Genomic DNA, 22,133 nt, shown 5'->3' with positions numbered 1-22,133 from the left:
GCTTCCTTGATAAAAGAGGTGAAGCCCCGGCTTCACGCCGGGGCAGGGGCTGCGGTCAGGCGAGGTTCTGTTCGGCAGACCAGTTTTTGTACCACTGGCGGAACAGCGCGTACTGGGTCTCGGCGTAGCGGCGCTGGGCATCGCTCAGCGCGTCGGTTTCATTGAAGTGCAGGGCGTATTCGCGGTCGCCGTTGAGCACCATCAGGTGCTTGTAATACAGCACCAGATCGCAGCCTTCATCGAACGACGACAGCACCGCCAGCGCCGCTTCCAGTTCGCGCGCCAGGCGCCGGGCCTTGGCGTCGCCCTTGGCCGCTTGCTTGCTCAGCGCCACCAGTTGCAGCACTTCGCGCGGCAGGGCGTTGCCGATGCCGGTGATCGCGCCAGTGGCGTTGCAGTTGACGAAACCGTGCACCACTTGCGTATCGACACCGACCATCAGGGTCACGGCATCGTCCTGCGAGGTGATGTTTTCGGCGGCGTAGCGCAAGTCGGCGCCACCGCCGAACTCCTTGAAGCCGATCAGGTTCGGGTGTTCGCGGCGCAGTTCGAAGAACAGGTCGGCGCGGGTAGCGAAGCCGTAGTAAGGGCTGTTGTAGATCACCGCCGGCAGGTTCGGCGCGGCGTTGAGGATCGCGGCGAAGTGGGCTTTTTGCGCGGTGGCCGAAGCACCACGGGACAGCACGCGTGGAATTACCATCAGGCCATGGGCGCCGACTTTCGCCGCATGCGCGGCGTGGGACACCGCTTCACGGCTGTTGACCGCGCCAGTGCCGACGATGGTCGGTACCCCGGCGGCCACCAGACGCGCCACGCCTTCCTGACGCTCGGCCTCGGTCAGCAACGGCCAGTCGCCCATCGAGCCGCAGTAAACCACCGCGCTCATGCCGATATCGATCAGCTCGCGACCCTTGGCCACCAGTGCGTCGAAATCAGGTTTGCGCGCGGCGGTGCACGGGGTCATCAGCGCGGGAATGCAGCCAGTGAAGATGTTATCGCTCATTGTTGTAGCTCCTCGGGACATTCATTCAGATCGGTAGAAAGCGGGGCACTCAGATGCCCCAGGCGAAAGGATCCTGCTCGTCGATCAGCAGGGTGGCGTCGGCGGTCATGTAGGCGCGGCCGGTAATGAATGGGCGTACGCGTTCGCCTTGCCATTCGAAGCGCCCTTCGAACTGGCTGCCGGTGATGCTCGCTTGCGTCCAGACCTGGCCTTCGGCGAGTTTGCCGTCGGCGGCCAGACAGGCGAGTTTGGCGCTGGTGCCGGTGCCGCAAGGCGAGCGGTCGTAGGCCTTGCCCGGGCACATGACGAAGTTGCGGCTGTCGGCGTGGGCGTCGTCGGCAAACAGTTCGACGTGGTCGATCAGCGCGCCGTCCTCGCCGTGAACGCCTTGGGCCTCGAGGGCCTTGAGCATCGCCCAGGTGTAATCGGTGAGGGCTTCGACGTTGCTCATCTGCAGGTCCTGGCCGTGTTCGGAAACCAGGAAAAACCAGTTGCCGCCCCAGGCGATATCGCCGAACACGCGACCGTAACCGGGCACATCGACCGGCACCTGTTTGCGGTAGCGCCAGGCCGGGACGTTGCCCAGGGTCACCGCGCCGTCCTCGTGCAGCGTGGCGCTGACCGGGCCGACCGGGGTGTCGATCTGGTGCACGCCCGGTTCGATCAGCCCCAGGTAATGCAGCGAGTTGACCAGGCCGATGGTGCCGTGGCCGCACATGCCGAGGTAGCCGGCGTTGTTGAAGAAGATCACCCCGCAGGTCGCTTCCGGCGACACCGGCGCGCAGTACAGCGCGCCGACCAGCACGTCGTTGCCACGCGGTTCGAGCAGGCAGGCGCGGCGCCATTGATCGTGGCCTTCGCGCAGGGCATCGCGCTTCTCGGCGATGCTGTTGCCGGGCAGCTCGGGGAAGCCTTTCATCACCAGACGCGTGGGTTCGCCGCCGGTATGGGAATCGATGATGTGCAGTCGTTTCATGAACGCGTTCCTTCAGTGAACGTCAGGCGTGAGCCGGGCGCTGGCCCGCTGCCGAATGGGTGGAGGATTCAGCGGCTTCGCTTTCGTCATCTTCGGTTTCCAGACGAATCAGGTGTGCCGGTACGCCGGTGGCCGCGCCCCAGTAGTAGATGCCCAGTGCGCAGACCGCGACGATCACCGTGTCGAACGGATGGCTGAGCACGCCGATACCGCCGAAACTGCCGAGCTTGGAGAGGACGATGGTCACGGCGTAGAAGCCGATCAGCCACGCCGACGAGCGCACTTGCTGGCCGAGGTTGAGGTGCGCGGTCGGCACCATGCGCCCGCACAGCAGGTAGATGACAAACATCAGGATTTGCAGGCCGAGCAACCACGACACGGTGTTCCAGCCCGACCAGTAGACGATCAGCGCGGCGATGATGAACGACAGCGGTCCAAGCACGCTCATGCCCTTGACCCGGAACGGACGCGGCATGTCCGGCGCGTTGCGGCGCAGTGCGGCCACCGTCACCGGGGCCACGGCGTAGCTCAATACCAGCGCGGCGGAGACCACGTTGATCAGCGCTTCCCACGACGGGAACGGCAGGGTCCAGAACACCGACAAGCCAAAGGTCAGCCACAGCGCCGGACGCGGGATGCCGGATTTTTCATCGATGCGGGTGAAGATCTTGAAGAAGGTCCCGGTCTGCGCCCAGCCGTAGATCACCCGTGGCGTGGCGTTCATGTAGATGTTGCCGCAGCCGCTGGGCGAGATCACCGCATCGGCCACCACCAGATACGCCAGCCAGCCGACGCCCAGTGCCAGGGCGATGTCACGGTACGGCAGGGCCAGTTCCTTGGCGACGCCGGCCCAGCCATTGGCGAGCATTTCCGTCGGGATGCCACCGAGGAAAGCCGTCTGCAGCAGCACGTAGATCGCGGTGGACAGCAGCACCGACAGGATCAGCGCAATCGGGATCGTGCGTTGCGGGTTCTTCACTTCACTGGCCACGGAAATGATCGGCGTCAGGCCCAGATAAGCGAAGATCACCCCGCCCGCCGAGACCGCCATTTCGATGCCGGATAGACCGAACGGCGCAAAGCCGTGCACTTGGAAATTGGCTGGTTTGAAGAAGGTGAACAGCACGCCAATCACCAGCAGCGGCACGATGAACTTGAACACGCTGACCAGATTGTTGGCCATCGCGAAGGTCTTCACGCTGCGGTAATTGAGCAGGAAAAACAGGCACAACAGCCCGAACTGCACGAACCAGCCCAGCACGGTCGGGTCGCTGGAGCCGACCTTGGTCAACTCGGGAAACCACGCCGCCGCATATTGCCGCGAGGCGACCACTTCGATCGCCACCAGGCTGGAAAACGCGATCAGCGTAATGAAGCCCATCAAGTAGCCGAGCAGCGGGCCGTGGGAGTAAACCGGGTAACGCACCACACCGCCGGCACGGGGCAACGCGGCGCCCAATTCGCAGTAGACGATGCCCAGCAGCAACACGGCGAAACCACCGAGCAGCCAGGAAAAGATCCCCGCCGGACCGGCGATGGCCGACACGTGACTGGCGGCGAACAACCAGCCCGAACCGAAGATCGCCCCCAGCCCGATGAACGTGAGGTCTATCAATGAAAGTTGTTTCTTGAACTTGCCTTGGCCTGTCATAGCGTCGCCTTCTTGTTGGTTGTTGGAGGGGCGTGCAGTGGCACTACAGTGAACTCATCGGGCGATGGGCGATTGATGTTTTTTGCCGGTGACGATGACGAAATCAGCACAGTGGCCAACGGCAAAGGCCCGGCTCGACAGGCTGTCGGCCATCGGGCAATCTGCGCGCAAGCCAATGCGCACAGTGGGGAGTGACAGTCATGACGCAGAACGCGTTTGCGATCCTGAGCCAGCAGAACGAGGCGAGCCGACCGCAATGCCTCGACGATCTGCTCGCCAGCATGGCGCTGCTGTTGCCGATGCTCGACGTGATTCCCAACGCGGCGATCTTCATCAAGGATCTGCAGGCGCGCTACGTAATGGCCAACCAGACGCTGGTGCAGCGCTGCGGTTTGAAAGACCTGCGACCGTTACTGGGCAAGACCAGCGCCGAGGTGTTTCCGGCGCAATTGGGCCCGGGCTATACCGAGCAGGATCGGCGCGTGCTGGAAGAGGGGTTTGTGTTGGAGGATCAGCTGGAGTTGCATCTGTACGGCAGCCGCGAACCGGGCTGGTGCCTGACGCACAAGCGTCCGCTGTACGACCGCGACAACCGGATCATCGGCCTGGCGGGGATTTCCGTCGACTTGCAGACCGCCAGCGAAACCCATCCGGCGTATCAGCGGCTGGCGGCGGTGGACGAGTACATTCGGGCGAATTTCGCCAGCCGCGTCAGCCTCGGCGAACTGACGCGCATCGCCGGAATTTCAGTGGCGCAACTGGAGCGTTACTGCAAGCGCGTGTTCCACCTGACGCCGCGGCAGATGATCCAGAAAGTGCGTCTTGAGCATGCGCATCGGCTGTTGCACGGCGACCTGCCGATCACCGAAGTGGCGCTGCAGTGCGGCTATACCGACCACAGCGCATTCACCCGGCAGTTCAAGGCTTCGACCGGATTTACCCCGCGCCAGTATCGCTTGGCGACAACGCCCTGAGGCTTGCCCGTCAGGCCTTGACCCAGCGCTGCCGGCTCCAGGCACTCAGCGAATCCACGCCCAGCACCAGAATCAGCATCGCCAGAATCACCGTGCTCGCCTGCGCTTCCTGAAACAGGCTGAGGCTGACATACAGCATCTGCCCCAAACCCCCGGCACCGACAAAGCCCAGCACGCTGGCCATGCGAATGTTGTTTTCCCAGCGATACAGGCAATACGCGAGCAATTGTGGGGCGAGGTTGGGCAGGGTGCCGTAGCAGAACGCCAGCACCGGGTTGCCGCCCTGCAAGCGGATCGCTTCGGCCGGTTCCGGCGGGGTGTTTTCCAGCGCTTCGGCGAACAACCGACCGAGCACCCCGGTGGTGTGCAGGGCCAGCGCCAGGGTGCCGGCATTCGGGCCGAGGCCGGCGGCGAGCACCATCAGTGCCGCCCACACCAGTTCCGGAATCGCCCGCAGACCGTTGAGCAGCAGGCGCGAAGCGCTTTGCAATGGCCAGCCGAAACGCCCGGCGGCGGGCAGCGCGAGGAGGATGCCGAACACCGCCGCGAGCAGGGTGCCGAGGGCCGACATGGCGAGGGTTTCCAGCGAGCCCTTGAGGATCGCCTGCAAATGCGTGGCGCTCAGGTCCGGGCTGAGAAAGCGCTGCGCGTAGGCACCCATCTGCTTGAGGCTGGTGGCGCTGCCGAGTTCACCGAGGTCGAGTTCGAGGTAGCCGAACGAGGCGATGACCGCGACGCCAATGCCGACGATCAGCAACAGATTGATCAGGCGATTCATGTCAGCCTCCAGCGCAGCAGGCGGCTGAGTTGGTCGGCACCGAGCACCAGAATCAGGAACGTCAGCAACATGCTCGCCACTTCACCGCTGGCGAACATGCGCAATGACAGGTCGATCTGTTGGCCGAGGCCGCCGGCGCCGACAAACCCCATCACCACTGACGCACGAATCGCGCACTCCCAGCGATACACCGTGTACGACAGCAGCTCCGCCGCGACATTCGGCAGAATCCCGTAGGCGAACGCCGCGAGCCGTCCGCTGCCGGCCTGCATCAAGGCGTGCGCCGGGCGTTGGTCGGTGGATTCGAAAATTTCCGCGTAGACCTTGCCGAGCATGCCGCTGTAGGTGATGGCGATCGCCAGCACACCGGCCGCCGGGCCGAGGCCCACGGCGCGCACAAACAGCAGTGCCCAGACGATCTCCGGCACGCTGCGCAAGAAGATCAGCAGCCCGCGCACCGGCCAGCGCAGCAAGCTTCCGACCCGACTGGGAATGCCGCTGCGGGACGCCGCCGACAACGACAGTGCGCGACTGGCAATCAGGCTCGCCGGCACCGCCAGCAGCAGCGCCAGAGCCATACCGGCGGTGGCGATGGCCAGGGTTTGCAGGGTCGCCTTGAGCAGTAACTGGAGAAAATCGTGGTCATGCGCCGGTGGCCAGAAGCCTGCGATGAAACGACCCATTTCGGTCTGGCTGTCGCTGTGCAGCAGCACGCCAAGGTCCAGTTCGCTGAGCTGGATGCCCGGCCACAGCAGGGCAAGTGCCAGCAGGGTCAGCAGCAGTCGCGGCGCGGCGGCCGGGTCGCGTGAATCGGCCTTCAGCATCGCGGGATCTGCACAATCAGCGGCGCATTGGGCGTCGTCGGGCTTTGCAACTGCTCGTTGGCGTACAGCGTGTCGAGCATCTCGCGGCTGACCTGTTCGGCCGGGCTGTCAAACAGGATCTGGCCGTCGCGCAAACCGATGATGCGCGGAAAGTGCGCCAGCGCCAGTTCCACTGCATGCAGGCTCGCCACCAGCGTGACGTTGTGTGTCCGGGCGTGCTGCGAGAGGATCGACAGGGTGTGCCCGGCCAGCACCGGGTCCATCGCCGACACCGGTTCGTCCGCCAGCAGAATCTCCGGTGCCTGATACAGCACCCGGGCAATGCCTACGCGCTGCAATTGGCCGCCGGACAATTGCTGGCAGTAAGCGAAGAGTTTGTCGCCCAGATCCAGGCGGGCGAGGGCCGCACGGGCGCCGGGGATGTCCGTGGGATGCAGCAGATTCAGCAAGCTCTTGCCTAAACTCCACTGGCCGAGTTTGCCGGCCAGCACTGCCGTCACCACCCGTTGGCGCGGCGGCAGCGGTGGGGCTTGATGCACCAAGCCGATGCGCGCACGCAGGCGTTGCCGTTGACGAGTGGAGAGGTGCCAGGGACGTTCGCCCAGCACCTCGATTTCGCCGCTGCTGGGGCGCAACGCGGTGGCCAGCAGATTCAACAGACTCGACTTGCCGGCCCCGGAAGGACCGATGATCGCCACCTGCTCGCCCGCGCCAATCTGCAGGTCGACGCCGCGTAGCGCATCGACCCCGTTGGCGTGGTGCAGGCGGGCGTGTTTGAGGCTCAGGGTCATTTCAACAGATCGGCAGCGCGAGCAGCTTCCTCGATACCCTTGTAGTTTTCGGGCTTGGTGTCGATGAAGCGGCTGGCCGCCTGCAGATCAAGAATCTTCTTCTGCTCGGGGTTGGCCGGGTCGAGGTCGAGGAAGGCTTTCTTGATCTTCGCCGCCAGCGCCGGGTCGAGGGTGCCGCGCACGGTCCAGTTGTAATCGAAGTAGGCCGGGGTGGTGGCGAACACGTGGACCTTGCTGGTGTCGACCTTGCCGGCGTCTACCAGTTTCTGCCAGACGCTGGCGTTCAGCACACCGGCATCGACCTTGCCGGCCTGGACCCAGGCGACGGTGGCGTCGTGGGCGCCGGAATAGGCAACGCGGCTGAAATAGGCTTCAGGCTTGATGTTGTCGTTCTTCAGCATGAAATAACGCGGCATCAGGCTGCCGGAGGTGGACGACACCGAGCCGAAGGCAAAGGTTTTGCCCTTGAGGTCGGCCAGGCTCTTGACGTTCGGGTCGGCGGTGATGAATTTGCTGGTGAACTGCGCATCCTGCTCGCGCTGCACCAGCGGGATCACCGGGGTGGTGGCGTCGGTCTTCAGGCGTGCCTGAACAAAGGTGAAACCACCCAGCCAGGCCATGTCGAGGCGGTCGGTCGCCAGCGCTTCGACCACGGCCGGATAGTCGGCCACGGGAACGAACTGCACTTTCATGCCCAACTGCTGCTCCAGGTACGCACCGAGCGGCTCGAACTTGCGCAGCAATTCGGTCGGGGCTTCATCGGGAATCGCGCTGACCCGCAACACATCGGCGGCATGCGCCACCAGAGCAGAAAAAGACAGGGCCAGAGCAGCAGTCAGTGCCAGGGTTCGTTTGAGCATGGAAATCTCCGTTTCATGAGCGTCGCATTCTAAGCGCCGCCGGGCGCGGTGTCGCGCGCGGACGCTCAATCAGGTTAGACGAAACGGTGAGGTTATACGCAGCCGGGCAGTCAAAGGCCAGCCGTAGTGGCTGGCGATGTTTTACCTCAGGTTACGCTGCATGATTGTCCGGCAGCCTGGCGATTACCTTGATCTCGAACTGAAACCCGGCCAGCCAGGTCACGCCCACCGCAGTAATCGTCGGATACGGTGCGCTGCCCCAGAACTCCGGTACCACTTCCCAGATGGTTTCGAAGGTCGATTGTGGATCGATCATGAACACCGTGACGTCCACCGCATCGGCGAAGCTGCAACCGGCGGCATCGAGGATCGCGTTGAGGTTATTGAACGCCAGGCGCACCTGGTTCTGCAGATCCGGCTCGGGCGAACCATCTACACGGCTGCCGACTTGCCCCGAGACAAACAGAAAACCGTTGGAACGAATCGCTGGCGAATAACGATGGCGCTCGTAAAGCGCATGGCGGGCTGGCGGGAAAACGACGTCGCGCTGGGTCATGGGTGTCTCCATCATTGTTTGGTGGTTGCTGATGGAGTGACTGTAGGGGCTTGCGCAGTGGCGATAAACGCGCAAGCTTGGCGTTCACTGTTTGCAGATTCCAAACAATTCGAGGGCGCAAAGTGGACCGTTTCGATGCAATGCAGGCGTTCGCCCGGGTGGTCGAGGCGGGCAGTTTCACCAAGGCTGCCGAGACCTTGCACATGAGCAAGACCACCGTGACCCAACTCGTGCAGCAACTGGAAGCCCGGCTGCGGGTCAGGTTGCTCAACCGCACCACGCGCAAGGTCAACGTCACTGCCGATGGCGCAATCTATTACGAACGGGTCATTAGGTTGTTGGCCGATATGGACGACGCCGAAACCAGTCTGTCCGGCGCCTCGGCATTGCCCAGAGGACGCTTGCGCGTAGATGTGCCGAGCCCGCTGGCGAGGCTGATTCTGGTGCCGGCATTGCCTGAGTTTCATGCGCGTTATCCGGACATTCAGATCGATATGGGTGTCAGCGACCGCATCGTCGACATCATCGATGAGAACGTCGATTGCGTGGTGCGCGGCGGCGAACTGCTTGATCAGTCACTGATGGCGCGGCGGGTCGCCGATCTTCAGCTCGGGGTTTTCGCCGCGCCGGATTATCTGGCCCGCGCTGGCACGCCGCAGCATCCACGCGAGCTGGAGGACTCGCATCATCGGGTGGTCGGATTTCTCTGGGCGCGCACCGGCAAACCCGTGCCTTACGCCTTGCACAATGGCAGCGAACACCTGCAGATCAAGGGCCGCCACGTGCTCGCCGTCGATGACGGCAACGCTTACCTTGCGGCAGGTCTGGCCGGCATGGGGGTGCTGTGGTTACCCAGGTACATGTCGCACGCGCATCAGGCTCGGGGCGAGTTGGTGCCGCTGTTCGAGGACTGGCAACTCGAGTCGATGCCGCTCTACGTGGCGTACCCGCCGAACCGGCATATCAGCCAAAAGCTAAGGGTATTTATCGATTGGATCGTGGAATTGATGGCGCACCATGGCAATGGCCCGGAACTTGCTGAGCCGCGCTCCGGGACTGTCAAATAACTAACGAATAACGCCAACCATGACAGTCGCTTGCTCTGGATGCACCGCTATTCACTCAAGGAGCGTCACCCGTCATGAATATGTATATCGATATTGTCGGTGCGTGCAATTTAAGCTGCCCTTCGTGCCCGATGGGCAACTCGGAAAACGTCAACTTCAAGAAAGCCATGCAAGTCGACATGTTCCGCAAGATCGTCGAGAAGGCCCGCAACGAAGGGGTCGAGACGATCTTTCTGTACAACTGGACCGAGCCGTTGATCCACCCGCGAATCGGTGAGTTTGTCGAGATCATCAATGCCGCCGGTTTGCAGAGCGGTATCAGTTCCAACTTGAACCTGGCCAAGAACATGGAAACCACCATGCTGGCCAACCCGTGGTTCTTCCGTATTTCGTTGTCCGGGTTTTACCAGGAGACTTACCAGCAGGGGCACGTGGGCGGCGACATTGAAGTGGTCAAAGCCAACATGATCAAACTGCATGAACTCAAGCAACAACATGGCTTGAGTACGCGCATCGAGGTTTACTACCACCGTTATCTGGACAACATGGAAGAAGAAGGGCTGATGCGCGAATTCAGCCAGAGTCTGGGTTTCGAGTTCTCCACCGGGTATTCAGTGATGATGCCGCTGGAGAAAACGCTGGCGCTGATCGAGCGCGACCCTTCGGTGACGGATACCGATCATGAAACCCTGAAAAGGCTGGCGCTGCCGCCCTTCGACGATCTGGTCAATCTGGTCCGTCAGTATCCCAAGCAGGCGTGCTCGCTCAAGGATGACTGGCTGGTGCTCGACTGCAACGGCAATACCGTTTTGTGCTGTTCCGTTTTCAATCAGACCGAATACCAGGTCGGCAAGTATCTGGACATGCCTCTGGCGCAATTGACCGGCCTGAAGTCCACCCAGAAAAATTGCGTCGACATGTGCAATCGCTGCGCAAAAAACGGCTTGCACATCTACTCGACCCAATCCAATCGGGGGCCGCTGGAAAGTCACGCCGTCAACCGCATTATCGACTTCCAGCGGCGCACGATCATGGGGCTGCCGGTCGAAAGCGAAAAGCTTGGGCGAACCGGCGAAGTCAGTGCGGAGAACTTCGACGAAGCGCAATACCTGCATATGAACCAGGACGTCAAAAACGCGATTTCCACGGGCGCGTTCACCAGCGGTTATCAGCATTACGTGCTGTTCGGTCGTCTGGAAGGCCGGCTCGGTGCGGGTTATCTCACGGTCGTCTGACCGTGCGGATCAGGTCCCGCCAATTCAGTTGCCACAAGCGTGATTGACTCTTTGGCCCATCAAGCCAACTATCGGCGCATAACAACATGACCGATGGGCCAGACCTTGATCGAACGACGTCAATTCAGCGGAGGCATGAAGGGTAAAAACCTCCGCTATCTGAATGAGCAATCCGCCGAAACCCTCATCACCCGCACCGGTTTCCTGTTGCTGGAGCACTTTTCACTGCCGGCCTTTACCCAGGCGCTGGACACGATCATCACCGCCAACCTGTTGCGCGCCGGACTGTTCAGCTCGCGCACGTTCGGGCTGGGCGAGGGTGAGGTGATCAGCGATCTGGGGTTGGTGATTCGCCCGGATGCGCGGATTGACGCCGCCAGCCTTGCGGATCTGGACTTGCTGGTGGTGTGTGGCGGCTACCGCACTGAGCTGAAGGCCTGCGAGGAGTTGATCAGCCTGCTGCGCTCGGCGGCGGAGCGCGGTGTCAGTCTGGCCGGTTTGTGGAACGGTGCGTGGTTTCTCGGCCGCGCCGGGCTGCTCGATGGTTATCGTTGCGCGATCCACCCGGAACACCGTCCCGCACTCACGGAAATTGCCAAGGCCACCCAGGTCAGCAGTGAACCTTATGTGATCGATCGCGACCGGCTCACCGCGTCGAGTCCATCCGGGGCTTTCCATATGGCACTGGACTGGATCAAGAGCCTGCACGGCAAGGCGCTGGTCGAAGGCATCGAGGACATTCTGGCGTTTGAGGAGTCGCGGTATCGGCGGATCAAACCGGATGAAAACCTCTGCGTCAGTGCACCGTTGCGCGAGGTGGTCAAGCTGATGGACGCCAACCTCGAGGAACCGCTGGAGCTGGAACAACTGGCGGTGTACGCCGGTCGCTCGCGGCGACAACTGGAGCGCTTGTTCAAGGAGCAACTCGGTACCACGCCGCAGCGCTATTACCTGGAATTGCGCATCACCGAAGCCCGGCGCCTGTTGCAGCACACCGAGCTGTCGCAGATGGAAGTGCTGGTGGCCTGCGGTTTCGTTTCGCCGAGCCATTTCAGCAAGTGCTACAGCGCGTTTTTCGGTTATCGCCCGTCCAGGGAAAAACGCCTGGTCAAATAGACCGAGGCGTTTTCTGCCTTCGACCTCAGAGGTGATCGGCGTCGATCACTGCCTGAGCAAACGCCTGCGGATCTTCCTGGGGCAGGTTGTGGCCGATGCCGCCGTTGATCAGGCGGAACTGGTACTTGCCGGTGAAACGCTTGGCGTAATCCTCAGGCGCCGGGTGCGGCGCGCCGTTGGCATCGCCCTCGAGGGTGATGGTCGGCACGCTGATCGACGGGGCGCTGGCGAGTTTCTGCTCCAGCGCCGCGTATTGCGGTTCGCCCTGCACCAGGCCCAGACGCCAGCGGTAGTTGAACACGGTGATCTCGACGTGATCGGGGTTTTCCAGCGCTTTGGCGCTGCGGTCGAACGTGGCGTCATCGAAGGCCCATTTCGGTGAGGCGAGCTGCCAGATCAGCTTGGCGAAGTCGTGGGTGTTTTTCCGGTAACCGTCCCGGCCACGGTCGGTGGCGAAGTAGAACTGATACCACCACTGCAATTCGGCCTTGGGCGGCAACGGGTTCTGCCCGGCAGCCTGATTGCCGATCAGGTAGCCGCTGACCGAGACCAATGCCTTGACTCGCTCCGGCCACAGCGCCGAGACGATATCTGCCGAGCGCGCGCCCCAGTCGTAGCCACCGAGCACCGCTTGCTTGATGTTCAGGGCATCCATGAAGTCGATCACGTCGCTGGCCAGCGCTGCAGGCTGGCTGTTGCGCAGTGTCTGATCGGAGAGGAAATGCGTGTCGCCATAACCCCGCGCATACGGCATCAGCACCCGATACCCCTTGGCGGCGAGCAACGGCGCGACCTCGTCATAACTATGAATGTCGTACGGCCAGCCGTGCAGCAGAATCACCACCGGCCCCTGCGCCGGGCCGGTTTCGGCGTAGGCCACATCCAGCAGCCCGGCCTTCACATGCTTGAGCGGGCCGAACGGCGAGGGCGCGGAATAGCTGACGTTGTGGTCGCCGGTTGCCGGCTGCGCGGCGGCGGCCGTTGGCATTTGCGTCGCCGCCAGCGCGCCGAACAGCGCCACGGCGAGGATGTTCGTGCGGCTGAATGCTGCGTTTTTCATGCTGAAGTCTCCTTGGCAATCCTGTCGAGGGGCAGGTGCGGGCTGAGCCCGGCAAACCTTGCAGGCATTTGAACGCCGGGACGTATCTGGCCCATGTCGAAAAAACGCGATGATTCAAGTTCATGTATCGCCGGGGCATCTGTACACACTGTGATACACAGCCGGTGTGCTTTGTATGGCCGTGTATCCAGCTCTGCACGTGATACACGGCGAGACCAAACGCGGGTTTTTCGACACATCGCCGCTACACCCGGCAGTCACAGTGCAGGCCTTCACACCATGACTGTCGAGAGGGCATTTGCATGCAACGCACACTGATTCTGGCCACTGTGGCCGCACTGGTTTCATTCACCGGCCTGGCGCAGGCGGCAGACGCTCAGGCCATGAGCTGGCAGCAGGGCTTGAGCCGTACCGACCTGATTCGTCAGGACCTGGGCGCCGCGGATCGCGAGGTGATACAGGCACGTATCGATTTCGAACCGGGTGTCACCGCGCCGCGGCATGCGCATCCGGGTGTCGAAGTGGCGCACGTGGTCAGCGGCACGCTGGAGTATCAACTGGAGGGGCGGCCGGCGGTCACGCTAAAGGCCGGTGACTCGCTGTTCATCCCGGCTGGCGTGGCCCATGTGGCGAAGAACGTCGGCCAGGACAAAGGCGTGGAACTGGCGACCTATGTGGTGAAAAAAGGCCAGCCGCTGCTGGAGCTGAAGCCGTGATCGGGCTTATCTGGCGCGCAGCAACTTGCGGTAATCCACCGGTGAAATCCCGCGTGCCTGACGGAAGGAATGGCTGAAAGAACTGGCCTGCGAGTAACCCAGCATCAGGGCGATGTTCATGATGCTGGTCTCGGTGCGGCGCAGGTAATGGTCGGCCAGTTCCATGCGCATGGTTTCCAGTACCTGATTGAAGTTTTCCCCTTCGGCCGCCAGTTTGCGCTGCAAGGTGCGCGGCGAAATCGCCAACTGCCGGGCCAGACTTTTCAAGCTGAAATCGCCGGTCGGCAATTGCTCGGTGAGCAGCGCGCGCAATCGATCTGTGACCGAAAACGCCGGATACGACAGGCACAACTGCCAGTCGGCCTCCAGCAGCATGCTGCGATGCATGCGCGGGTCGGCGCCCTGGATCCGCGTTGAGAGCGTCGACTCGGCAAACACCAGCGCATTGCAACCGGCCTCGAACTGCACCGGACAACCAAAGAAGTGTTCATACAGCGCCGGTTCGCCTACCGCCGAATGCATCATCCGCACTTCCAGCATCGGCTGATTACTCGCGATCAACCAGCGGCCGAACGCTGCCCAGCCGACCATCAGCGCTTCCTGATGCAGGGCGCAGTAAGGCTCCAGCTCGCTGATGCGTTGATCTTCGAGGGTCACGCGGCCGTCGCCGATGACGATCCGGGTCTGACTGGACGGACTGTCGTAAACGATCTTGCCGAAACGCAGAATCATGTTCAGCGACTCGCCCAGTGTCGCGCTGGTCATCAGCACATAACCCAGCACGCCATAGGTGCCCGGGCGCACGGCGGCGCCGACCAACAGGCCGAAATGCGGCAGGTTGCTGCTGAGCGCCGCCAGTTCCAGCAAGGCACGCAGTTGGCGCATGGGAATGCGCACGATCGAGTCGGACAACTGCTCGCGTGAGAGTCCGGTCTGCTGCAACAGCCAGTCGCCATCGCAGCCGTATTGTTCGGCGACATCAAGGACGTGGTTAACGAAGGCAGCGCTGGAAGTGGCGGGTCGCATGGGGGGAGGGGAAGTCCGGTAATCCGGTGATCTTGCTTTTCCGAAAGGTGAAGAAAGCGACGTCGCCAAGGCGCGCGGCGTCAATAGACCCTACATGCGCCCGATCACCGGAATACCGGTGCCAGTGACGGCCGACGCTTGTTCCGAGATCAGAAACAGAATGACCGCCGCCAGTTGTGCGGGCGTCACCCAGCGCTGGTGCTCGGCGTCGGGCATGGCTTCACGGTTTTGCGGGGTGTCGAGCACGCTCGGTAGCACGGCATTGACCGTGATGCTCATGTCCTTGAGTTCTTCGGCGAGGCTCTCGGTCAGGCGCAGTACGCTGGACTTCGACGCAGCGTAAGCGCCCATGCCCAGCCCGGCCTTCGCCGCCATGCTCGATCCGATATTGACGATGCGTCCCGCCGAGGATTGCAGCAGCAATGGCAGCAAGGCTTTGCTGGCGTTCAATGCGGTTCGAAGGTTCAGCGAGTAGAGCCGATCCCAGGCCTCTATCGCACTGCCCAGCAACGGCTCCCACGCATAGCCTCCGGCGCCGTTGACCAGGGCGTCGAGGCGTCCGAAATAGCGGTTGATCTGGTGGGCGACTGCCTGGCAATCGGCAAGGGAGGTCAGATCGATGCCGGACAGGACCAGTCGATTGTGGGAACTGGGAATCGCCATCGTCGCCTGATCGATCAGCACCAGATCCGCGCCCTGGGCTGCGGCCATGTCCGCCAGGGTCTCGCCGAGATTCCCCAGGGCGCCGGTAATCGCCACAACGCGCCGTGAGAGTGACTGAGTCATCAAGAGTCCTTTCCTTTTTAAGGGCGCATACTCTAATGATATCGGTGGCCCGTGGCATGCTTTTGGATGTCAACTTGTTGTGCAAAAGTGCCAAAATTTTATGCTTGGCAACACATCACGAAAGGGTCGTGAAACAGGCGTCAGAAAGTTGGCTTCTGACGGTGGGCGCCAAGCGGATTCTGAAAGCCTGGCGATGGTTTGGTCTGGCATTCTTGTCGCTGTTTCGCCAAGCGCAAAGCCAGTCCTGAAGTCTTTAGCAGGCTTTTTCCGGACGATGCAGCGCGAATCGGAAGTATGTCTTTTTTGCGCGACATAATCTGTTGCTGCAGCAAGCCAGTGCTGCTTGTATCCTTGCGCGCGACAAGGACACGCGGCTGCAGTCATCGAGTCGGTCGACCCGCCGCAGGAACGGAAACCGGACTTTCCCAAAGGTAGTAATGTGAAGCGTGATACCCGCCTGGTTGTGCTTTTGTTGTTGGTGATCGGTTGTTCCCTCGGGTCACTGACGGTGTGGAAAGTGCTGGCCTCTCGAGAGCGCGCACTGGAGGAGGTAAACGTTCATGGCCTGAACCTGACCCAGGCGCTGGCGACTTATTCCGAAGGGATCGTTCGCCAGAGTTCGTTGCTGTTGCTCGGGATCGTCGAACGTCTGGAAACCGAAGGCAGTGGCCCCCCGCAGATCCAGCGTCTGAGCGCACTGGTCAATCGTCAGGAACCGCTGATGCCGCAGCTCAGCGGCATCACCATCTACGACAACCAGGGCCGTTGGCTGATGTCGTCCAACCGACCGATTCCGGCCGGGGCCAACAGCAGTGATCGTGTTTATTTCATCCATCATCGTGACGACCCGAGCCGCGAGACCTTTATCGGTCCGCCGATCCAGAGTCGCTCCAATCAGGAGTGGGTGATCACCGTCAGCCGCCGTTTCAATGATGCGCACGGCGAGTTTGCCGGTGTGGTGGCGGTGACCCTGGGAATCGAAAACTTCCTGCGCCTGTTCGGCAAGATCGATGTGGGCCAGGAGGGTGCTATCGGCTTGTCCTATACCGACGGTACGTTGCTGGTGCGCTATCCCTTCCGCGAGCAGGACATGGGCCGCAATTTTTCCAAGTCGCCCATCTATGAGAAGTATCTGGTCGATCGATCGGTTGGTACCGCGTCGTTTACCTCCAGCCTCGATGGCGTCGAGCGGCTCTACGCTTTCCGCAAGAGTGACCGGCTGCCGCTGATCACCACTGTCGCCCTCGGCAAGCGCGAAGCCCTTGCTGCGTGGCGCATGGAGGCCTGGCTGTCGGCAGTGGTGGTCGCGGGGTTGCTGGGGCTTACCGGGCTCATCGGCTGGCTCCTGATTCTCGATATTCGCAGGCGTACCAGGGCTGAAGATCAATTGCGCGGGACGCAGCAGCAGTTGCTTTCCTCCAATCGTCAGCTTGAGTTACTGGCGATGAAGGACGCCCTGACCGGCCTGGCCAACCGGCGCTGCTTCGATGAGAGCCTCGCCATGGAAGCCCGGCGCGCACAACGTGACGGCACGACACTGGCGTTGCTGATGATCGATATCGACTACTTCAAGCTGTTCAACGACTCATTCGGGCATGTCGCTGGCGATGCCTGCCTGCAGAAGGTCGGCACAATCCTCGAAGGTTGTGTACGGCGCCCCTCGGATCTGGTGGCGCGTTACGGCGGCGAGGAGCTGAGCGTGATCATGCCGGCCACCGACAGTGACGGTGCTGCAGTGGTCGCGCAGTTGATCCTCGAACGCTTGGAGCAAGCGAACATCGCACACCCGTCCAGCCCATTCGGCCGGCTGAGTGTGAGTATCGGCATCGCTACGGCCTCGGGGGCGCAACTGCAATCCTTGCAAGGGTTGATCGAGGTCGCCGATCAGGCGCTGTATAACGCCAAAACGCTGGGGCGTAACCGGTTTGTGAAGTGATTGGTGGGCATTAATCCGATAGATCGCCGTCGGGCTGACTTTCACGCCGGGCGGCGAACCCGCTGGGTGTCTCTTGATGGCGGACACCCGAACTGGCGACTGTATTCCCGGCTGAATTGCGACGGGCTTTCGTAGCCCACTCGATAGCAGGCACTCGCCACATCCAGCCCTTCGCCGAGCAATAAGCGGCGGGCTTCCTGCAGGCGAAGCTGTTTCTGGTATTGCAGTGGACTCATGGCCGTCACGGCCTTGAATTGATGATGCAATGTGGAGCTGCCGAGACTGGCGACCCGCGCGAGTTCTTCGATGCGCAAGGGTTGGGTGTAGTGGTTGTTCAGCCAATCGATTGCCCGCGTTACCCGGCGTGTTTGCGAGTCAACGAGGGCAAGCTCATACAGACGACGACCGTGCACACCTCGCAGGAGCCGGTAATACAGCTCGCGAAGGGCGAGGGGCGCGAGCATGCCGATGTCTTTCGGTGTTTCCAGCAGCCGGACCAGCCGAAGCATGGTTTCCAGCAGAGGCACATCGACCTTTTCAATGAACAGGCCAAGCTCCGGCTCGTCCGGGACGCCCGTCGGGGGCGCATCGGCGATGACCTGCGCGATTTCCGTGGCTTCGAAATCAATGCGGATACACAGATAGGGCGCCTCCGGGCTGGCCATCAGCACGCGCCCGGACACGGGAAGTGTCACTGAGACCACCAGGTAACTGAGCGGGTCGTACAGGTAATGGTCGTCACCCAGGCCGACTTCTTTTTGTCCTTGCACGATCAGGCAAAGTGCCGGCTTGTGCACGGTGTGGATCAGCTCCGAAGGTGCGTCAAAACGGATTACATGCAAGGGCGCTACGGCGGTCTCATAGACCCCGGGTGCGCTAAACCGTTGCGTCAGCAAGCGAACCAGTTCGTCACGGTAGATGGCCGTGTTTTGCAGGATGAAAGCATCGCTCTGTTGCATTTCAGGCTCTCACAAGTGTCCATGAGCGTCTGCCCGGAACTGTCCAGGCAGACGATATTCACCCGACATCATTAAAGTGCTCATTGCCGATAAAGGACCATGCCGGCGTGATACAGCACGTCGTCATGAAAATGCCCGTCAGCGGTGAAGCCGGTGTCGTCCCAGTACTGGATATAGTCACCGGTTATTTCGTAGCGACCTTCATAAGCACTGTTATTTTTACCACGGGCCTCGTCATAACGCCCAGTGGTCAGAAGCTCGTGACGGATGAACCCATCAGCGGTGACCCACATCCCGGCGTAACGATGGTCAGGCGTGGTTTGTCTGGCATTTTTCATCAGCTTTTCTCCTCAGTCCTCATTCAATCCGAGCGGCCTGCCGTGGCCTGTGTCTGCATCCGTTGCGTGCTTTCAGATTACGTAGCAGAGCGCAGAGGTGTCAGAACAAAACTGCCGCAGATTTGCCTGATCCTCTCGGGCTTGCGGGCGGATCTTTCCTGTAATGGCTCAACCGGCCGTGACGGTCATGCCGCCGTCGGCCATGACAACCGAACCGACCATGAAGCTGGCACGGTCCGAGGCGATGAACGCGACCACTTCGGCGATTTCTTCCGGTTGTGCCGCACGGCCGATCGGCGCGGCCTCGCCGTGTTGGGCGAGAAATGCCGGGCCATCGTCGACTACATTGTTGAGGATGTTGGTCACCACATCTCCGACGCCGACGGCATTGACGCGGATGCCGTGGCCAATGACTTCAAGCGCCAGGGTGCGCGTCAGTTGCGCGAGTGCGCCTTTGGAAGCGGTGTAGGCGGCGATGGTGGGGAAGGCGAAGTAGGAGGCGTAGGACGCGATGTTGACGATCGAACCGGATTTATTCGGCATCATCGCCTTGACCGCTTCGCGGCTATGCAGAAATGCCGCCGTGGCATTGACCGCCTGAATGCGCTCCCAGTCTTCGCGAGTCATGTCGATGACCAGCTTGTTGATGATGATGCCGGCGTTATTGACCAGAATGTCCAGTCGACCAAATTGCTCGACGGCCAATGCGACCGCGCGTTCAGCGGCCCCGTCCTGAGTGATGTCGGCTACCAGTGGTACCAGCCCGGGGCGAGCCAGCGCCTCTACCTCAGGGCTGATATCTTCGGCGATGACTTTGGCGCCGCGGGCATGCAGCAGTAGTGCGATGGCCTTGCCGATGCCACTGGCCGCGCCAGTGATCAGAGCCACTTTACCGGCCACTTCGTTTGGTGTGCTGTGCTTGATATCGGTCATGATGTTCTCCAGCATTTTGATCGAGTAGGGATTGGCCGGGTCGGCGCCCGCAAGGCGCTGTCATCGGCGACGGGCCTACTGTCTCGCAGCGGGGCGAGGTCGGCTTTCGGGAGATTGCCCCGGCTGTCGGGGTTTTGCGCTGAATCTCAGCAAAAGGGCATGTTCATGACCAATACCGGGCAAACGGCGTTGCAACAGAAGTCCACTTCCTCCCAGGACTTGCGCATCACCGGGCAGTCGATGGGAGACTACCTGCCGGGCGAGCCGCAGGCGTTGCCAGCGTGTCCGGAAATCAAGGACATCGTGATCCGGTTTTTTACCCATGGCAGCGTGGTTGAACCCATTCTCGTGCCTGCGGTGGTGGAACCGCTGCTCGTCCTGGTTCTGGCGGGGTCGGCGAGGGTGGAGGAGCGCGTGCCGGGTGGCGAGTGGGAAGCGGCGGAGGTCAGCGCGGGCGATTTTTTCCTCACCAGTTCCGACGAGCCTTATGAGATGCGCTGGCAGACTCAAGGGGCCGACACCTTTGAAGTCATGCACCTTTATCTGGGGCTGCCGTTGATCGAGCACGCGTCGCGTGAGTTGTTGGGGGATTACGGGGGAGCTGTGCGTTTGCGTGATATTTCCGGGGCACGCGACGCGCGCGTCGCGTTTGTCATGGAGCAGTTGCGCACCGAACTGGTTCTGGAGCGCTCGCCCAGCGCTCTGTTTGCCCGCTCGCTGGCACAGGCGCTGGCCGTACATCTGGTGCGCAGCTATCGCGCCGAGGCCCGAGGCGGACGTCGGAGCAACGCTTTGCAAGCCTACAAGCTGCGCAAAGTCACTGACGCCATGAGTGCGGATCTGGGCGCTGAATTCAGTCTGGCAAAGCTGGCCAGACTGGCCGAGCTGAGCGAGTACCACTTCAGCCGTCTGTTCAAGCGTGCGACGGGTTTTTCGCCTTCGCAGTACTTCATCCGCTTGCGCATGATTCGCGCGCGGCAGCTGTTGCTCGAGACCGGGCGCAGTGTCATCGACGTCGGCCTGGAGGTCGGCTATTCAAGCCCCAGTCACTTCTCTCAGGTATTTCGTCGCGAGGTGGGCGTAACGCCCAGCGAGTTCCGTGGGGCTTGAGCATCGCTGCTTTATCTGTTTTGCAGATTGATGCACACCGACACGAATAGGCAAAAGTTGCGCAGGTTTCGGCACGCGCCGAGCAGGCATGTGCCCTTAATCTTTTCGACGTACCCCGCAGCAACGCCCGCAACTTCAGCGGTCGCTGCTGAACTTAAATGCTGAGAGCAGGAGCTACGGATATGTCGAACATTCACAACAAAGTCGTGCTGATTACCGGTGCAAGCAGTGGTATTGGCGAAGCGGCGGCCAGGCTGATCGCCAGCAAAGGTGCCCATGTGGTACTCGGTGCCCGCCGTACAGAGCGTCTGGACCAACTGGTCAGCGAGATCCGGGCCGAGGGTGGCTCGGCCAAGGCCCGCGCACTGGATGTCACCGATCTGCAATCCATGCAGGCGTTCGTGACGTTCGCCAAGGCGCAACATGGCAAGATCGACGTGATCATCAATAACGCGGGCGTGATGCCGCTGTCTCCCCTGGCCTCGCTGAAAGTCAATGAGTGGAACCAGATGCTCGATGTCAACGTGCGCGGGGTGCTGCATGGTATCGCTGCGGTCTTGCCGGACATGCAGGCGCAAGGGTACGGGCAGGTTATCAATATCTCGTCGATTGGCGGTCTTGCGGTCTCTCCAACCGCCGCGGTGTACTGCGCGACCAAATTCGCCGTCCGCGCCATCTCGGATGGTTTGCGCCAGGAAACGGACAAGATTCGCGTCACGGTGGTGTGCCCGGGTGTCGTCGAGTCGGAACTGGCCGATACGATTTCCGATGAGGAGGCACGCGAGGAAATGAAAGCCTTCCGGCGTGTGGCGCTCAACGCCGACGCCATTGCACGAGCCCTCGCTTATGCCATCGAACAGCCCGACGATGTTGATGTAAGTGAGATTGTGGTACGTCCGACGGCCAGCCCGCACTGAGCCATCCTGGAAGGCAATCGCTCTCAGGCTCAAAGCAGTCGTGCATCAACGGCTGCTTTGGGCCGCTTCATTTTCGAGGCCGCAACGAAAACCATCTGTCGCGCCGTCAGTCGCCGCCGCTGAACACTCCAGAACCGCAGCCCTCTACCGACTTACAAGTCACCCGGGGGTAATGACCATGAGCGACGTTCGGAAAGAGCAGGCGTTGGCCGCCTGGCGAAAATTACTGGAAGAGCCAGAGATCCGTATGGACGCCGAGGATCAATACGACGAGTTGCTGAAAATGGCCGACACCATGGAGCAGGAAGGGCTGATTACAGCAACAGAATGGCGCCAGTTGGTGCGCAAGGCCGGTGCGAGGTTCGCCCAGGCCACCGAGGGGCTTTCGGGCGGAACCTGAGAATTTGGCGGGGCAGGGCGCAGAGCGACGGTGCCGCATTGACAGCGGCAACTGTTGTTAATGGGAATCTGTATTAATTGCGAATAATTTTGTATAGCATGCGCGGGAGTTTTTTGGCGGA

At 61.5% G+C, this 22,133-nt stretch carries 23 protein-coding genes; 9 read left to right on the top strand and 14 right to left on the bottom strand.

The features are described 5' to 3' along the window. Positions 1 to 55: 55 nt before the first annotated feature. Genes ACM6I7_RS04695 through ACM6I7_RS04685 form a run of 3 tightly spaced genes read right to left on the bottom strand, consistent with a single transcriptional unit; the run spans position 56 to position 3,630 of the window. Entirely contained in the window at positions 56 to 1,003 is a 948-nt protein-coding gene (locus tag ACM6I7_RS04695; protein WP_027613817.1) for a dihydrodipicolinate synthase family protein, read from the bottom strand. A 49-nt stretch (positions 1,004 to 1,052) separates the two neighbouring features. Beyond that, positions 1,053 to 1,979: a 4-hydroxyproline epimerase gene (locus ACM6I7_RS04690; protein ID WP_414888051.1), complete on the bottom strand. Its 927-nt coding sequence runs from the start codon at positions 1,977 to 1,979 to the stop codon at positions 1,053 to 1,055. A gap of 22 nt (positions 1,980 to 2,001) precedes the next feature. Continuing rightward, entirely contained in the window at positions 2,002 to 3,630 is a 1,629-nt protein-coding gene (locus tag ACM6I7_RS04685) for an APC family permease (protein ID WP_414888050.1), read from the bottom strand. A gap of 200 nt (positions 3,631 to 3,830) precedes the next feature. Here ACM6I7_RS04685 and ACM6I7_RS04680 point away from each other — a divergent pair, with 200 nt between their 5' ends. Further along, entirely contained in the window at positions 3,831 to 4,604 is a 774-nt protein-coding gene (locus ACM6I7_RS04680; protein ID WP_414888049.1) for a helix-turn-helix domain-containing protein, read from the top strand. Between the two features lie 10 nt (positions 4,605 to 4,614). On the opposite strand, the gene phnE is transcribed toward ACM6I7_RS04680, so the two are convergent. The 5 genes from phnE to ACM6I7_RS04655 form a co-directional block, all read right to left on the bottom strand. Further along, positions 4,615 to 5,382: a phosphonate ABC transporter, permease protein PhnE gene (phnE, locus tag ACM6I7_RS04675; protein ID WP_003224391.1), complete on the bottom strand. Its 768-nt coding sequence runs from the start codon at positions 5,380 to 5,382 to the stop codon at positions 4,615 to 4,617. After that, positions 5,379 to 6,206: a PhnE/PtxC family ABC transporter permease gene (locus ACM6I7_RS04670; RefSeq protein WP_027613821.1), complete on the bottom strand. Its 828-nt coding sequence runs from the start codon at positions 6,204 to 6,206 to the stop codon at positions 5,379 to 5,381. Before ACM6I7_RS04670 ends, phnE begins: the two co-directional genes overlap by 4 nt. After that, positions 6,200 to 6,997 carry a phosphonate ABC transporter ATP-binding protein gene (locus ACM6I7_RS04665; RefSeq protein ID WP_027613822.1) on the bottom strand — a complete coding sequence of 266 codons (798 nt, stop codon included), beginning with the start codon at positions 6,995 to 6,997 and terminating at the stop codon, positions 6,200 to 6,202. Before ACM6I7_RS04665 ends, ACM6I7_RS04670 begins: the two co-directional genes overlap by 7 nt. Then, positions 6,994 to 7,857 carry a putative selenate ABC transporter substrate-binding protein gene (locus ACM6I7_RS04660; RefSeq protein WP_223008582.1) on the bottom strand — a complete coding sequence of 288 codons (864 nt, stop codon included), beginning with the start codon at positions 7,855 to 7,857 and terminating at the stop codon, positions 6,994 to 6,996. The genes ACM6I7_RS04665 and ACM6I7_RS04660 overlap by 4 nt, the downstream gene beginning before the upstream one ends. Before the next feature lie 151 nt (positions 7,858 to 8,008). Further along, positions 8,009 to 8,413, bottom strand: coding sequence for a RidA family protein (locus ACM6I7_RS04655; protein ID WP_414888048.1), 405 nt, complete (start codon positions 8,411 to 8,413; stop codon positions 8,009 to 8,011). Between the two features lie 122 nt (positions 8,414 to 8,535). Here ACM6I7_RS04655 and ACM6I7_RS04650 point away from each other — a divergent pair, with 122 nt between their 5' ends. The 3 genes from ACM6I7_RS04650 (at position 8,536) to ACM6I7_RS04640 (ending at position 11,831) form a co-directional block, all read left to right on the top strand. Beyond that, a complete protein-coding gene (locus tag ACM6I7_RS04650) occupies positions 8,536 to 9,480 on the top strand; it encodes a LysR substrate-binding domain-containing protein (protein WP_414888047.1) in 945 nt (314 codons plus the stop codon). Between the two features lie 74 nt (positions 9,481 to 9,554). Next, positions 9,555 to 10,715 carry a radical SAM protein gene (locus ACM6I7_RS04645; RefSeq protein ID WP_414888046.1) on the top strand — a complete coding sequence of 387 codons (1,161 nt, stop codon included), beginning with the start codon at positions 9,555 to 9,557 and terminating at the stop codon, positions 10,713 to 10,715. A gap of 93 nt (positions 10,716 to 10,808) precedes the next feature. Continuing rightward, positions 10,809 to 11,831 carry a GlxA family transcriptional regulator gene (locus tag ACM6I7_RS04640; protein WP_414888045.1) on the top strand — a complete coding sequence of 341 codons (1,023 nt, stop codon included), beginning with the start codon at positions 10,809 to 10,811 and terminating at the stop codon, positions 11,829 to 11,831. Between the two features lie 25 nt (positions 11,832 to 11,856). Here the strand turns inward: ACM6I7_RS04640 and ACM6I7_RS04635 are convergent, their stop codons facing one another. Beyond that, positions 11,857 to 12,891: an alpha/beta fold hydrolase gene (locus tag ACM6I7_RS04635; protein ID WP_103367572.1), complete on the bottom strand. Its 1,035-nt coding sequence runs from the start codon at positions 12,889 to 12,891 to the stop codon at positions 11,857 to 11,859. A gap of 302 nt (positions 12,892 to 13,193) precedes the next feature. Between ACM6I7_RS04635 and ACM6I7_RS04630 the strand changes: the two genes are divergently transcribed. After that, positions 13,194 to 13,607, top strand: a complete 414-nt coding sequence (locus tag ACM6I7_RS04630) for a cupin domain-containing protein (RefSeq protein WP_414888044.1) — start codon at positions 13,194 to 13,196, stop codon at positions 13,605 to 13,607. A 6-nt stretch (positions 13,608 to 13,613) separates the two neighbouring features. Here the strand turns inward: ACM6I7_RS04630 and ACM6I7_RS04625 are convergent, their stop codons facing one another. Then, positions 13,614 to 14,633 carry an AraC family transcriptional regulator gene (locus tag ACM6I7_RS04625; RefSeq protein ID WP_027613830.1) on the bottom strand — a complete coding sequence of 340 codons (1,020 nt, stop codon included), beginning with the start codon at positions 14,631 to 14,633 and terminating at the stop codon, positions 13,614 to 13,616. A 90-nt stretch (positions 14,634 to 14,723) separates the two neighbouring features. Then, a complete protein-coding gene (locus ACM6I7_RS04620) occupies positions 14,724 to 15,419 on the bottom strand; it encodes an SDR family NAD(P)-dependent oxidoreductase (RefSeq protein WP_096796857.1) in 696 nt (231 codons plus the stop codon). 439 nt (positions 15,420 to 15,858) lie between these two features. Between ACM6I7_RS04620 and ACM6I7_RS04615 the strand changes: the two genes are divergently transcribed. Beyond that, complete coding sequence (locus tag ACM6I7_RS04615) at positions 15,859 to 17,355, top strand: diguanylate cyclase (RefSeq protein WP_414888043.1); 1,497 nt, start codon at positions 15,859 to 15,861, stop codon at positions 17,353 to 17,355. 41 nt (positions 17,356 to 17,396) lie between these two features. Here the strand turns inward: ACM6I7_RS04615 and ACM6I7_RS04610 are convergent, their stop codons facing one another. The 3 genes from ACM6I7_RS04610 to ACM6I7_RS04600 all read right to left on the bottom strand — a co-directional run bounded on the left by ACM6I7_RS04610 (position 17,397) and on the right by ACM6I7_RS04600 (position 19,585). Next, the gene (locus ACM6I7_RS04610) at positions 17,397 to 18,314 is read right to left on the bottom strand and encodes an AraC family transcriptional regulator (RefSeq protein ID WP_097089988.1); all 918 of its coding nucleotides are present in this window, start codon (positions 18,312 to 18,314) and stop codon (positions 17,397 to 17,399) included. Between the two features lie 80 nt (positions 18,315 to 18,394). Continuing rightward, positions 18,395 to 18,652, bottom strand: coding sequence for an Atu4866 domain-containing protein (locus ACM6I7_RS04605; RefSeq protein ID WP_096796853.1), 258 nt, complete (start codon positions 18,650 to 18,652; stop codon positions 18,395 to 18,397). 168 nt (positions 18,653 to 18,820) lie between these two features. After that, positions 18,821 to 19,585 carry an SDR family NAD(P)-dependent oxidoreductase gene (locus ACM6I7_RS04600; protein WP_027613835.1) on the bottom strand — a complete coding sequence of 255 codons (765 nt, stop codon included), beginning with the start codon at positions 19,583 to 19,585 and terminating at the stop codon, positions 18,821 to 18,823. Between the two features lie 165 nt (positions 19,586 to 19,750). On the opposite strand from ACM6I7_RS04600, the gene ACM6I7_RS04595 reads away from it, so the two are divergent. The 3 genes from ACM6I7_RS04595 to ACM6I7_RS04585 all read left to right on the top strand — a co-directional run bounded on the left by ACM6I7_RS04595 (position 19,751) and on the right by ACM6I7_RS04585 (position 22,012). Then, positions 19,751 to 20,695: a helix-turn-helix domain-containing protein gene (locus ACM6I7_RS04595; RefSeq protein WP_027613836.1), complete on the top strand. Its 945-nt coding sequence runs from the start codon at positions 19,751 to 19,753 to the stop codon at positions 20,693 to 20,695. Between the two features lie 182 nt (positions 20,696 to 20,877). Then, positions 20,878 to 21,612: an SDR family oxidoreductase gene (locus ACM6I7_RS04590; protein WP_097089989.1), complete on the top strand. Its 735-nt coding sequence runs from the start codon at positions 20,878 to 20,880 to the stop codon at positions 21,610 to 21,612. Positions 21,613 to 21,790: 178 nt separating this feature from the next. After that, positions 21,791 to 22,012: a hypothetical protein gene (locus tag ACM6I7_RS04585; protein ID WP_097089990.1), complete on the top strand. Its 222-nt coding sequence runs from the start codon at positions 21,791 to 21,793 to the stop codon at positions 22,010 to 22,012. Positions 22,013 to 22,133: the final 121 nt, after the last annotated feature.

This window comes from Pseudomonas sp. IT-93MI4 (genome assembly GCF_949767635.1).
Taxonomy (GTDB): Bacteria; Pseudomonadota; Gammaproteobacteria; order Pseudomonadales; family Pseudomonadaceae; genus Aquipseudomonas; species Aquipseudomonas putida_A.
This window is presented reverse-complemented; position numbering and strand designations above follow the sequence as displayed.